Source organism: Shouchella shacheensis (assembly GCF_001484965.1).
In the GTDB taxonomy this organism is placed as follows: domain Bacteria; phylum Bacillota; class Bacilli; order Bacillales; family Bacillaceae_D; genus Shouchella; species Shouchella shacheensis.
In genome coordinates, this window is sequence record NZ_LLYY01000018.1 from 39,166 (window position 1) to 52,635 (window position 13,470).

12 protein-coding genes are annotated in these 13,470 nt (G+C 48.6%); all 12 read left to right on the forward strand.

Annotated features, from left to right (window positions below):
- The first annotated feature begins 95 nt into the window (after positions 1–95).
- The gene (gene yfmF, locus AVZ68_RS14195) at positions 96–1,379 is read left to right on the forward strand and encodes an EF-P 5-aminopentanol modification-associated protein YfmF (protein WP_059105223.1); all 1,284 of its coding nucleotides are present in this window, start codon (positions 96–98) and stop codon (positions 1,377–1,379) included.
- Positions 1,376–2,662 (forward strand): EF-P 5-aminopentanol modification-associated protein YfmH, encoded by a 1,287-nt coding sequence (gene yfmH, locus AVZ68_RS14200; protein WP_059105224.1) that lies wholly within the window; start codon positions 1,376–1,378, stop codon positions 2,660–2,662. Before yfmF ends, yfmH begins: the two co-directional genes overlap by 4 nt.
- The gene (gene ymfI / locus AVZ68_RS14205) at positions 2,663–3,382 is read left to right on the forward strand and encodes an elongation factor P 5-aminopentanone reductase (protein WP_059105225.1); all 720 of its coding nucleotides are present in this window, start codon (positions 2,663–2,665) and stop codon (positions 3,380–3,382) included.
- A gap of 73 nt (positions 3,383–3,455) precedes the next feature.
- The gene (locus AVZ68_RS14210) at positions 3,456–3,704 is read left to right on the forward strand and encodes a DUF3243 domain-containing protein (protein ID WP_059105226.1); all 249 of its coding nucleotides are present in this window, start codon (positions 3,456–3,458) and stop codon (positions 3,702–3,704) included.
- A 178-nt stretch (positions 3,705–3,882) separates the two neighbouring features.
- On the forward strand, positions 3,883–4,650 hold the full coding sequence (locus AVZ68_RS14215) for a DUF3388 domain-containing protein (RefSeq protein WP_059105227.1): 768 nt from the start codon (positions 3,883–3,885) through the stop codon (positions 4,648–4,650).
- A 20-nt stretch (positions 4,651–4,670) separates the two neighbouring features.
- Positions 4,671–5,612: a helix-turn-helix domain-containing protein gene (locus AVZ68_RS14220; RefSeq protein ID WP_059105228.1), complete on the forward strand. Its 942-nt coding sequence runs from the start codon at positions 4,671–4,673 to the stop codon at positions 5,610–5,612.
- 288 nt (positions 5,613–5,900) lie between these two features.
- Positions 5,901–6,485, forward strand: a complete 585-nt coding sequence (gene pgsA, locus AVZ68_RS14225) for a CDP-diacylglycerol--glycerol-3-phosphate 3-phosphatidyltransferase (RefSeq protein ID WP_059105263.1) — start codon at positions 5,901–5,903, stop codon at positions 6,483–6,485.
- Positions 6,486–6,500: 15 nt separating this feature from the next.
- Entirely contained in the window at positions 6,501–7,742 is a 1,242-nt protein-coding gene (locus tag AVZ68_RS14230; protein ID WP_059105229.1) for a competence/damage-inducible protein A, read from the forward strand.
- Between the two features lie 9 nt (positions 7,743–7,751).
- The gene (locus AVZ68_RS14235; RefSeq protein ID WP_059105230.1) at positions 7,752–9,359 is read left to right on the forward strand and encodes a DEAD/DEAH box helicase; all 1,608 of its coding nucleotides are present in this window, start codon (positions 7,752–7,754) and stop codon (positions 9,357–9,359) included.
- Between the two features lie 378 nt (positions 9,360–9,737).
- The gene (gene recA / locus AVZ68_RS14240) at positions 9,738–10,793 is read left to right on the forward strand and encodes a recombinase RecA (RefSeq protein ID WP_059105231.1); all 1,056 of its coding nucleotides are present in this window, start codon (positions 9,738–9,740) and stop codon (positions 10,791–10,793) included.
- 273 nt (positions 10,794–11,066) lie between these two features.
- Positions 11,067–12,059 carry a metallophosphoesterase family protein gene (locus AVZ68_RS14245; RefSeq protein ID WP_059105232.1) on the forward strand — a complete coding sequence of 331 codons (993 nt, stop codon included), beginning with the start codon at positions 11,067–11,069 and terminating at the stop codon, positions 12,057–12,059.
- On the forward strand, positions 12,052–13,464 hold the full coding sequence (locus AVZ68_RS14250) for an AAA family ATPase (protein WP_059105233.1): 1,413 nt from the start codon (positions 12,052–12,054) through the stop codon (positions 13,462–13,464). The genes AVZ68_RS14245 and AVZ68_RS14250 overlap by 8 nt, the downstream gene beginning before the upstream one ends.
- The last annotated feature ends 6 nt before the right edge of the window (positions 13,465–13,470 follow it).

Below are 13,470 nucleotides of genomic sequence, written 5' to 3' on the forward strand. Positions count from 1 at the left end.
ATGCCGTCCAAAAAAGGGCGGTTTTTTAGCGAAGTAAGCATGAGGACTGCCTCAAAATGGTACAATAAACAAATCATGACGAAGGATGTGGGCAAATGGCTGAAATGAAAGCGAAGACAATGGAGCTAAACGGTGTGAATGTGCATATGTGGAAGACCGATAAGTTTAAGACCATTACGTGCTTGCTGATGGCAAAGGCGCCACTGAGCGAAGAGACGGTAACAGAGCGAGCGCTGCTTCCGCATATTTTGCAAGGAGGGACAAAAGCCTATCCGAACCGAAAGGCGCTGCGTCAGAAGCTTGATGACATGTATGGAGCGCTGCTGACGGCGGATGTACAAAAAAAAGGAGAACAGCACGTCCTTACGTTCCGCGTCGATGTTCCTGCCGAACGGTTTTTAAAGGATCGAACGCCATTGTTTAAAGAGGGGTTAGCACTTCTACATAACGTCGTCACGTCTCCAAAGCTTGAAGGAGAGGCATTTGTGAGAGCCATTGTCGATCAGGAGAAGCGCTCGCACGGTCAGCGAATTCAGTCCGTCTATGATGATAAAATGCGCTATGCGAATGTACGCATTACCGAAGAAATGTTCAAAGAGGAAGCGTATCGCCTTCCAGCGTATGGGAAGAAAGAGGACCTTGACACGATGAACGGGGGCACGCTATACCGAACCTACAAAGACATGCTCGAGCATGATCGTTTTGACTTGTACATTATCGGTTCGTTTGAAGAAGAGCAGGCGCAAGCTTATATCGAAGAACTTTTTACCGAGTCGCGTAAGCCCCGTCATGACGAACCGGCAGTGGCAAAAAGTCCGTCAGTGAACGAGGTGCGTTTCGTTCAAGATGTGCAGGAGGTAAAGCAGGGCAAGCTGCATATGGGCTTTCGCACCCATACAGCGTTTAATGATGCGGATTATGAAGCGCTGCAAGTCGCCAACGGGATTTTTGGCGGGTTCCCTTCTTCAAAACTGTTTATGAACGTACGGGAAAAAGAGAGCCTTGCCTATTATGCAGCGTCACGCCTCGAAAGCCATAAGGGCATTATGATGGTCATGTCAGGCATCGAATTTGAAAAATACGACCGCGCTGTAGAAATTATTAAAGAGCAGGTTAAAGCGGTGCAGACGGGAGACTTTACCGAGGAGCAGCTTGAGCAAACCAAAGCGATGCTGACCAATCAACTGCTAGAATCCGTGGACACACCCCGCGGGTTTGCCGAGCTTTCCTACCACGAAATTGTCGCGGACCGTCTACACAGCATCGGAGATCGAATAGAAAGCATACAGGCGGTCACAAAAGACGATGTGATCCGTGCAGCAAACAATTGGGAGCTTGACACGATTTATTTCTTAACAGGGGAAGGGGAAGAGGCATGAAACCATTACACTTTGAGCAGCTGGAAGAGACGCTTTATTACGAGCAGATGGATAACGGGCTTGACGTTTATATTTTACCGAAGAAAGGATTCCATAAGACATTCGCCACGTTTACAACAAAATTCGGCTCGGTCGATAATCATTTTGTACCGTTGAAAGAAAGTGAGGCTGTCCAAATTCCTGATGGCGTGGCTCATTTTCTTGAACACAAGATGTTTGAAAGTGAAGAGGGTGATGTGTTTCATACATTTGGCAAGCAAGGAGCGTCGGCCAATGCGTTTACAAGCTTCACCCGGACCGCCTACTTGTTTTCTGCGACCACCAATGTTGATCAAAATGTAGAAACGCTGCTTGATTTTGTGCAGCACCCGTATTTTACGGATGAGACAGTAGAAAAAGAAAAAGGAATCATCAGTCAAGAGATCACAATGTACGATGATAACCCTGACTGGCGCGCCTACTTTGGGACGATTGACAATATGTATAACGAGCACCCGGTAAAAGTCGATATTGCGGGCACGATCCCATCCATTACCGAAATTACAAAAGAAGACCTATACACGTGTTATGAAACGTTCTACCATCCAAACAACATGCTTCTCTTTATCGTTGGAGCGGTTGATCAAGAAGCGGTGATGAAGCTCGTGCGTGACAATCAAGCGGCCAAAACATTTGCAGAGCCGGAAACGATTGATCGTCGCGTGGAAGCAGAGGGAAGTGGTGTTGCCACGAAGCGTAAAGTCCTTCAAATGCCCGTACAAACACCGAAATGCTTTGTTGGCTTTAAGGAAAAAGACCCCACACGGCAGGGGGATGAGCTTCTTAGGCATGAGCTGTCTGTGAACGTTCTTTTGGAGTTGATGTTCGGACAGAGCTCAAAAGCCTATGAAGAGCTTTACGAAGCCGGTTATATTGATGACTCGTTTTCCTTTGATTACTCCGCAGAAGAAGGATTTGGTTTTAGCGTAATCGGTGGCGACTGCAATCACCCAGATGAATTGGCAAAGGCCATAGGCAAGACCATTGAAACGTTTAAGAGCCAGAAGCTGTCTGAGAAAGACACGGAGCGGGTCGTGAAGAAGAAAATCGGTAGTTTCCTGCGGTCACTTAATTCTCCTGAATTCATCGCCAACGAATTCACACGCTACCGCTTTAACGGCATGAATTTGTTTGATGTTGTGCCTGTGCTTGAAACGCTGAAGGCGGGGGATTTAGAGGATGTGTTAGGGACTCATTTCACTGATGATCACAAAACCATCTGCCTTGTAAAGGACAAAAGCTAAGTGCATGTCCTAGTTACAGGAGCTTCAGGCAGCATCGGCGTGGCGATTGTTGAAAAATTGGCAGGGGCAGCGACCAAGCTTTCTCTGCATTATGGGAAAAATGAAGCAAAGGCGAGGAGTCTGGGGGTCTCGTGTGAGGAAGCGGGTAGTCAGGTGACGCTCATCCAGGCGGACTTAACAACGTTTGCCGGGGCGGATAAGTTGCTGGAGGGCTTAACAACACCGGTGGATGTGATCATTCACAACGCGGGTGTTCAAGCGGTGCATTTGCTTCAGGACGTCTCCGATGAACAGCTACAACGGCTGATGACGATCCATCTTCTCAACCCCATTCGCATCACTCGTTCCTTGCTGCCAGAGATGATTTACAAAAAAGCGGGTTCGATCGTGTTCGTCTCCTCGATATGGGGGCTGGCGGGCGCCTCGTGTGAGAGCATCTATGCCTCGGCAAAGGGCGGCGTCAATGCGTTTATGAAAAGTGTGGCGAAGGAGTGCGCGCCGAGTGGCATCCGTGCCAATGCTGTAGCCCCTGGTGCGATTGCTGGTGCGATGATGGAGACATACGACACCGCTGAGATACAGGAGATGGCCGACGACATTCCGGCAGGTCGTCTTGGCGTGCCAGGCGAAGTGGCCGAAGCGGTTTACTTTCTCGCCAGTGCGCAAGCGTCCTACGTCAATGGTCAAGTACTGTCCGTCAACGGGGCTTGGCACTGCTAAAAAAGATGCATAAAAGGAAGAGTGCGGCACATACTAAGCCTGAATCTTTTTTAAACTACGAGGAGGGATTCAGATGTCAGTACTCGACAATTGGGATCATTGGAAAGAATTTTTAGGAGATCGTCTTGATCAAGCGAAGAACGAAGGCATGAACGATGGTCTTGTATCCGACGTGGCTTATCAAGTTGGGGAATACTTAGCTGAACAAGTCGAGCCTAAGAACGAGCAAGAAAGAGTGTTGGCTGAATTGTGGCGCGTGGCTGATGAAAAAGAGCAGCATGCCATTGCTACGATGATGGTTAAGCTTGTCGATCACAAGTAAGTGCAACGAACGCCGCAAAGACCTTTGCGGCGTTTTTTGCATGAGTAAATGAAATCTTAGATAATTTTATTCTTCTTCGCACATAAAAATCCTTTCATTTAAGGATGAAATCCATTATCATAAAACCATATAGATTAGCTGATTTTGTCATTTTTATTTGGAGAAAGGGCGTGGCACGGTGAAAGAGTGGTATTTTGAGTATCAGCTTCATGAGAACCGGCCGGGGATTCTTGGGGACATTTCTTCGCTTCTTGGGATGCTGTCCATTAATATTGTAACGATAAACGGCATTGATGATACAAGGCGTGGGATGTTGCTTCGTAGTGAGCATGATGATAACGTGAAACGATTTAAAGCGATTTTACATACAATCGGGAATGTCACCGTCACTAAATTCAGAGAACCGCGGGTCCGTGACCGACTGGCGATCCGTCATGGACGTTACATCGAGCGAAACGCGACAGAGCGAAAGACGTTCCGGTTCATTCGCAGAGAACTGGGTTTGCTTGTTGATTTTATGGCGGAAATGATGAAAAGAGACGAGCATTACCTCATTGGGATTCGCGGGATGCCAAGAGTTGGAAAGACAGAGTCGGTAGTTGCGGCGAGCGTCTGTGCCAACAAACGCTGGTCCTTTATCTCGTCTACGCTTCTCAGACAAACGGTTCGCAGTCAGCTGGCAGACGATGAAATGGATGGCGACAATATTTTTATCATCGACGGGATCGTCTCGACGATGCGTGCCACGGAAAAGCACCGTACGCTTGTGCATGATATCATGCGTGTCCCTGCTGTTAAAGTCGTGGAGCATCCAGACATCTTTGTGCGCGAAACCGAGTATGAAATTGAAGATTTCGACTGCATTATTGAACTGCGCAATGACGATGGTGAGGAAATTACGTATGACGTTGTAGAGCCGGGCTTCTCCTCGTTTGATATTAGCTAAAGTTGTAGGTAGGTGGTACCGTGTCAGAATTAGGAAATCATTTAAAAGAAGTGCGTGAAGAGAAGCAAATTTCCCTTGATGACTTGCAGCGCACGACGAAGATTCAAAAGCGTTACTTGCTGGCGATTGAAGAAGGACGCTTTGATGCGCTTCCGGGTTTGTTCTATGCTCGCGCCTTTGTGAAAACTTACGCGGAGGCAGTTGGCATTAATGCGGATGAGTTGATGGAGACATACAAAAGCGAGCTTCCGAATCCGCAAAAGGAAATCGTCGATCTCCCTTCCCGATCGGAGCGAACAAAACCGATTTCGACGGGCCCCGGGAATCAGCAGCGAAAAAAAGCAAGAACCTCTCTTGTGGTCCCGCTTGTCATCATTGCGGCAGTTATTGCCGTTGTGGCCTTGATATGGGCGTTGAATGTGCGTGGGGATAATGGCGATACAGACGCTGGAACCGCTCCAGAGGAACAGCCAGAAAACGATTATAATTCTGCAGGCGACTCTGACATCGAGGGCGATGAAAACGGGGAACCAGAAGAAAATGCGGATGTCAATGAAGAAGGAAACAGTGAGGACGAAGGCAGCGAAGAGGAGGAAGGCACTGAGGAGGAAGAAGAAGAGGAAGAGCCTGCTGGGCCGGAAGTGACACTTGAGGGGACAGAAGGAGACACGACGACCTACATTCTCACCGGCGTGGATGAAATTGAGGCAGAGTTTTCCGTTTCCGGTTCAGAGTCCTATATAGGGGTGCGAGAGGAAGCTACTGGAGGCGATTTTGACTCTTCCACTCCGTCCAACGGTGAGACGTATGAGCCTGCCCTTGACGGTTTAAATGAGGCCATCTTTAATATCGGATATTTAGAAAGTGTTTCGCTTGTGTTGAACGGCGAAGAAGTTGATTTGCCAGAGTATGATGGCAATCGTCAGTTTATTGTCGTGCAGCTTGAAGAAGAGGAAGAATAGCAATCGTTGAAAAACCGTTCCTGGTGTAAGTGGAACGGTTCTTTCAGTGTCTAGTGCTGGCGGATAGAAGCTCGGAATTTTTCAGTCCTACCCGGAAATTTAATACCGGGCTTGCGCGTAGCAGGCCTTCCGAAATCCAAGCTTCTGTTCAACCCGCCTCCGCTTTTCTATAAAGAAACTTCCTACGTGAGCGCTTCGTTTTTTCACCTGTGAAGTGGTTGTGTTACAATGTGTATGGAGAGCATAGACAACACAGACGCTTTGGAAGGAAAGAAGGGGTCAATAACGGTGAATGTACCTAACAAAATAACACTTGCACGTATAGCACTTATCCCCGTGTTTATGTTTTTCCTGCTTGTGGACGTGCCGATGGGGAACTTGAATTTAGGTGGCGTTGATTTACCTGTTTCCGTTTTCGTTGCGGCGATTATTTTTATCGTTGCGGCTGCAACCGATTGGCTTGACGGCTACTATGCCCGAAAACTGCAGTTGGTTACAAGTTTTGGCAAATTCTTAGATCCACTTGCTGATAAATTGCTTGTCACCGCGGCGTTGGTAGGACTTGTGCAAATTAGTCCAGAGCTTGTTCCTGCCTGGATCGTGATTATCATTCTTAGCCGTGAGTTTGCGGTCACTGGGATTCGTCTCGTCGCTGCAGGGGACGGCGATGTGATTGCAGCAAGCCAACTTGGAAAATGGAAAACGGTTAGTCAAATGGTGGCGATTATTGCCTGCCTGCTACATAATTTTCCTTTTCAAGCGATTGGCCTACCATTTGCCAGCATTGCGCTATGGGTGGCGGTGGTCCTAACGATTTGGTCTGGCATCGATTATTTTACAAAGAACAAGCATGTATTGATGAAATCAAAATAAAGGGAGGACTTCTCGTTGAACGCAGAAATCATCGCCGTGGGCTCAGAGCTTTTGCTCGGTCAAATTGCCAACACGAACGGGCAGTTTATTTCCAAGCAGCTAGCCGAAATTGGTGTCGACGTTTATGTTCATACCGTGGTAGGCGATAATGAAGGCCGCTTAAACGAGGCGATCGAGGCAGCGAGTGCCCGTAGCGACCTTGTTATCCTGACGGGCGGATTAGGGCCAACGAAAGACGACTTAACCAAAGAGACTGTTGCTTCGTTGTGTGGGAAAAAGTTGGTCTACGACGAGGAAGCGATGGGTCACATTGAAGCTTTTTTCGCTCGTCATAATCGGAAGATGACGCCGAATAATCGCAAGCAGGCGCTGGTGATTGAAGATTCGATGGTGCTTGCCAATCGCCACGGAATGGCTCCTGGGATGCTTACTGCTTTAAAGAATGGGGCGCGCATTGCGCTATTGCCGGGACCGCCGAATGAAATGAAGCCCATGTTTGAACTTGAACTTAAGCCGCTTCTTATCGGGGGCGAGGAGGGACGCGCAGCGATTACTTCTCGCGTGCTTCGCTATTTTGGCATCGGGGAGTCTCAATTAGAAACAGATCTTGAAGACCTAATTGACGCTCAGACAAACCCGACGATTGCACCTCTTGCAGGGGGAGGAGAAGTGAAGCTTCGTTTGACGGTCAAACACGAGGACCCAAAGGAAGCGCTGCGCCTGCTTGATGAAACCGAGGCTGCGATTAACGCACGTGTCGGTGATTATATGTATGGTTACGGGGAAACGTCCCTCGTGGCAGAGCTAACGAACCGTTTGGTGGCACTTGGGTTAACCGTTGCTAGCGCGGAGAGTCTGACAGGCGGCCTGTTCTCAAGCGAACTTGCTGCAGCGCCGGGGGCTTCACAATTCTTAGTCGGGAGCGTCATTGCCTACCAGGAAAGAGTAAAAAGAGAGATGCTTGGTGTGAGTGAGGAAACGATTGAATCAAACGGCGTTGTGAGCGCAGCGTGTGCGGTTGCGATGGCCCGTGGAGTGAAGGAAACAATGAAAAGCGATATCGCTATTTCCTTTACAGGAGTTGCCGGACCCGATGAGCAGGAGGGGAGGAAGCCTGGCACGGTGTATATTGGCATCCAGTTTGCGGATCGTAAAGCGACTTATGAGCTCGCCCTTTCTGGTACGCGTAACGCCATACGCAAGCGCGCCGTAATGTATGGATGTTTTTATTTGCTTAATGAATTGAAAAAGGAGTAATGGAACCAGATGACATATTTTGTAGACTTCAAGATTTCGGATCAAGTAAAACGCGCTGTTGCGGATATGGGGTTTGAAGAACCTTCTCCGATTCAGGAAAAAGCAATTCCGGCGATTTTAGAAGGAGGCGATGTGATTGGCCAGGCCCAGACGGGTACGGGGAAAACGGCTGCGTTCGGCATCCCGATCGTCGATAAAGTAACCGAGGAGCGCCGCGTGCAAGCGTTGATCATTACGCCCACTCGCGAGCTCGCGATTCAAGTGTCTGGTGAGTTGCAAAAGCTCTCTGCGCATAAGCGAGTGCGAACGCTTCCTATTTACGGCGGGCAATCTATTGGTTATCAAATCAAGGCACTAAAACAAGGCGCTCAAGTGGTAATTGGCACGCCAGGACGGATGCTTGATCACTTGCGTCGAGGGACGCTTCAGCTCGATCAGGTGCACACGGTAGTGCTCGATGAAGCAGACGAAATGCTTGATATGGGCTTTGTCGATGACATTGAATCGATCTTAAAGAAAGTGAACGAGACCAGACAAACACTGCTTTTTTCAGCGACGATGCCTCCAGCGATTCGTAAGCTTTCTCGCAAATACATGCAAAACCCGGCCACTGTGACGATTAATAAAGGCGAAGTTACCGCTCCGTTGATTGAGCAAATGTATTACAAAGTGCTTGAGCGCAACAAAGTGGATTCTCTTTGCCGCATTATTGATAGCGATGAGGTCGAGCTTGGGATTCTGTTTTGTCGAACGAAAAAAGGCGTGGCCGAACTAACCGAAGCTTTGCAAGCGCGCGGGTATTTAGCGGACGGGCTACACGGGGATCTGACTCAATCTCAGCGTGATGTGGTCATGAAAAAATTTCGTGATTCTGCAATTGGGTTTTTGATTGCGACAGATGTCGCCGCACGAGGGATTGATGTAGAAAATGTCAGCCACGTGATTAACTATGATATTCCGCAAGATCCAGAAAGTTATGTGCACAGAATTGGACGTACGGGCCGTGCAGGACGCAAAGGAATTGCGTTAACGCTTGTAACGCCGCGTGAAATGAAGCATTTACGTGCCATTGAAAAGGAAATCAAAATGTCGATTCCCTCTCAACAAGTTCCTTCGATCGAAGAAGTGGTGGAGAAGCAGCGAAGCTCCTGGAAAAAGCTCGTGGCTGATACGATTGAGAATGGCGGCGACGACATGGAACTTTTTACACCGCTTGTTGATGATATCTTAGCGGAGCAAGACTCCAAACGAGTGATCGCCGCACTGCTCAAGCTGAATTTCTCAACGGAGTCGAAAACCGAAGAAGCCGGGTACAGCTTTGGCGAAACGGGCGGAGCGAAAGGCATGGTGCGGTTCTTTATCAATGTTGGCCGCAACGTGAATTTAACACCGAAAATTCTTGGCGATGAAATCAGCCGTTTAGTCGGTATTCCGGTGAAAACGATCGGACGTATTGATATATTCGACAACTTTTCATTTGTTGATGTGCCAGAGGAAGCGGCACCATTTGTGTACGAAGGCTTACGTTATTCACGAATTAACGGAGCACGTGTTAATTTGGAACCTGCAAAACCTCGACCGAAACGCGACCGTCGCACGCCAGCACGTCGTTCATAACTTTGAACCGGGAGAGCTTCTGGCCTCCCGGATTTCCAGCTGCGGCGGGTAAAAGCCTAAGATTTTAAGTCCTACACCGAAATGCAAGTGTAGGATTTTCTGGGCGGTCTTTCCAACGCACAAGACGTGCGAGTGTCGTCTATGCCACAAGTCGTAGCGCTTTGGGCGACCAAAATTTTTCCTTTCTGTTCGGCCCGCCTCCGCCTTTCGTACCTTCCAATTTCCTTTCTGAAAACAAGCGAATAAATGTTCGGGAAACCTATTGGCAAAACCCAAAAAATCCGTTATGATAGATACATGTTCGCTAAACCTATGAAACATGCAACCGTCTAATAGATCCACGTGGTGATAAAATAGCGATTGATAAGGAGAGATTTGATGAGCAATGAGCGAAAACAGGCGCTAGATGTAGCGCTACGTCAAATTGAGAAGCAGTTTGGAAAAGGATCGATCATGAAGCTAGGGGAACAAGCGGAAAATCGTGTCTCCACGATTTCAAGTGGAGCCCTTGCGGTGGACATTGCTCTTGGTGTTGGTGGGTACCCAAGAGGTCGTGTAATCGAAGTCTACGGGCCGGAATCGTCCGGGAAGACGACGGTCTCTCTGCACGCCATCGCTGAAGTACAGCGAAACGGTGGGCAGGCCGCATTTATTGATGCAGAGCACGCACTTGATCCTGTGTACGCGCAGAAGCTTGGTGTTGATATTGATGAGCTGCTTCTTTCACAGCCGGACACAGGGGAGCAGGCTCTGGAAATTGCGGAAGCACTTGTCCGCAGCGGGGCGGTGGATATCGTTGTTGTTGATAGTGTCGCGGCTCTTGTGCCAAAGGCTGAGATTGAAGGGGAAATGGGCGACAGCCACGTTGGCTTGCAGGCTCGTCTCATGTCTCAGGCGCTTCGTAAGCTTTCCGGGGCGACAAACAAATCGAAGACGATTGCGATTTTCATCAACCAAATCCGTGAGAAAATCGGCGTGATGTTTGGAAATCCGGAAACCACACCTGGGGGGCGTGCCCTGAAGTTCTACTCGTCCGTTCGTTTAGAAGTTCGCCGAGCGGAGGCGTTGAAGCAAGGAAATGAAATTGTTGGCAATCGCACCAAGATTAAGATCGTGAAGAACAAAGTCGCGCCTCCATTCAAGCTCGCTGAAGTGGACATTATGTACGGGGAAGGAATTTCCCGCGAAGGGTCAATTCTTGACATTGCTGCGGATGTGGACATTGTGGAAAAAAGTGGAGCCTGGTATTCGTTTCAAGGAGAGCGGCTTGGGCAAGGACGGGAGAACTCGAAGCTATTCTTAAAAGAAAACCCGGAAATGACCGCTGAAATTGAGCGTCTCGTTCGTGATCACCACGGGTTAAACGGTGAAGGAAAAGTCGAAGGGGAAGAAGATGATAAAACGCTTGAAGATGTCCCACTCGACTTGAAATAAGCGAGCAAACAGCACAGGCTGTCCCGTTTGGGGCGGCCTTTTCTTTAACGAATAAGGAGTGGGAGCTATCAAAGCAGTAAATCCCAGCGCCTCGATCCCTGTTCTTGAAAGGGAGTGCCACACGCTCCATCCAGCACAGTCTTTCTAAGGAGAGGAAGACCGTAGCAACTTTTATACTGGACAACTCTCCTAGGTAAAGCGCATGATGGGAAGAGAATCTGGCGAGATCATGCTGAATTAAAAAACGCTAAGGATGAATGGAGGAGGTGGGCAATGAAGTTTCTGTATTTTACCGACACGCATATTCGTGGTACGGCTCCAAAAAACCGCTTGGATGCGTTCCCTGAAACGCTGAAGGGGAAAATTACAGAAGTGCTCCAGATTGCGAAACGTGAAGAAGTGGATGTGCTTCTCCACGGCGGAGATGTCTTTGACCGCCCTGATTTGTCACCAAGTGTCGTTGGCCAATTTGCGCAACTTTTTCGCGACGTAGACGCACCAATTTACACAATTTCAGGCAACCACGATACATTCGGGCATAACCCGGACACCGTCTCAAGGACGATGCTAGGACTTCTCGATGCTTTTGGCATCATGAAGTTGATTCATCCGGGAGAACCGGTTGTGATTGAGGGAGAAGGCGTGCGTGTTCAAATTTCTGGCCAGCCGTATCACTACGATTTGGACCAGCGTGACCCGAAGCTCGACTATTATCCGCTCAATGATACAAAGGCCGATGTCTTGATTCATCTTGCCCACAGTATGCTCGTTGAAAAAGCGTTACCGGAAGGGATTCCTCATACCCTCGTGGACCATATTTGGACCACCCCCGCTGATGTGATTCTTACCGGGCACTTTCACAGCGGCTTCGGCATTAAAGAGCGAGATGGCAAGTTTATCTGCAATCCAGGTGCAATCTCACGCATCAATAACCACTGGACCGAGATGGAACGCCTTCCGAAAGTGATTATAGGCACGATCACTCATAAAGACGGGATCTCTTTAAGAGAAGAAACACTGACCGTTGCTAAAAAAGGCAGTGAGGTGCTTGACCGTACTTATATTGAGAAAGCGGGACATCAAGAAGAGAAGCTTCATGAGTTTGTCCAGCAGGTTCGCGAACAATCGAGTTTTCAAACACTGCAAATGAGTGACATCATTCAAGAACTGGCGACGCTCTCGAATGTGGAAGAGAAAGTCAAGCAGGAAGCCTTACGAAGAATGACAGCGGTGGAAGAGCGCTGGGAAGGGGGCGAAGGTGAGTAATATACGGACGGTAAGGCTAGAGAACTTTCAATCGCATTTTGATACGACACTCACGCTTGATGACGGCTTGAATGTCCTTATTGGTCAATCGGATAGTGGCAAGACGGCGGTCTTACGCGGCGTTCGCTGGGTGCTGTTTAACCAGCCGCGAGGGACGGACTTTATCCGCGTGGGAGCAGATTTTGTTCGCGTCACCGTGACATTTGCCAGCGGTGTCGCGATTGTTAGAGAAAGGACAAGCTCGAAAAATCGCTATATCGTGAAAAAGCTTGACCAAGAGGACCTGGTTCTTGAAGGCTTCGGGATTCATGTGCCGGAAGAAGTCCTGGATGCTCATGGTATGCGAGGCTTTCGTATTGATGGAGACAATGAATGGCATTTGCAAGTAGCTCAACAGCTTGATGGCCCTTTTCTCCTTGAGCAAACAGCTTCCTTGCGTGCGAAAACGATTGGAAGGATGAGCGGCGCGCACTATCTTGATATGGCGATTCGGGATACGTCACGGGATTTGCTCAGTGTTCACCAGCGAATGAAACATAAAGAACAAGAAGCAAATGAAGTTTCAGAGGCATTAAAACCTTTTCGTCATCTGCATGAGGCGAAAAAAAAGATCGACCGAGGAGTGTCTGCCTTAGAAAAAGCAAGAGAAAAGCAAGCGAAACTCGATCGATTAAAGAGAGCAGCACAAAGATACCGTGCGCTGGAAGCTGAGAGAGCACAGACGCAAAACCAGCTCCAACTAATCGAGGGTCTTTCCATTTGGCAAGAACTCTATGAGAAGACAAGTCAGGACCTCCTTCATCACCAAAAGCTAAACCACGCCAAAAAGCAGCTAGCAAGCTATGAAAAGGACCTGCACACTTGTCAGAGCTGGATGGAAAAGACGAAAACCATTCATGAAGCAGGAGAGGGTTTTCATCATGTGAGTCGGATCTCAGAGCGTCTGAAGCGTTTAGCAAGGCTGCAACAAGAGGCAAACAGACAAGCGGAGATGGAGAAAAAAGTCGAACAAGCACTGTCGCAAACGAACTTTGTCACCGTTCTTTCAGGTGAGCAGTTGGCGAAGATTAAAGAACAACAACAACGAAAGCAGCAGCTTATGCAAGCAAAAGAGCGGTTTTTAGCGATCAAGCGTGAGCGTAAGCGCATAGAAACCGATGTGACGGTAGGTACACGTGCTGAGAAGGCAAAGGCGTATATGGAGAGCGCGATTCATTCTAAGGAACGGCTGCGTACACTTCAAGACATGGGACAGAAACTAGAAGAGATGCAAAAGCGGTTGCGTGAAGGAAAGGCCTTTGTTGAAAAGCAAGAGGAGCAAGAGGAGACGTTAAAAAATCAACAGGAAGAGCAGTTAAAGAAGATGAGCATCTGTCCAACATGTGGGCAAGCCATTCACGCCTAAGGCGAG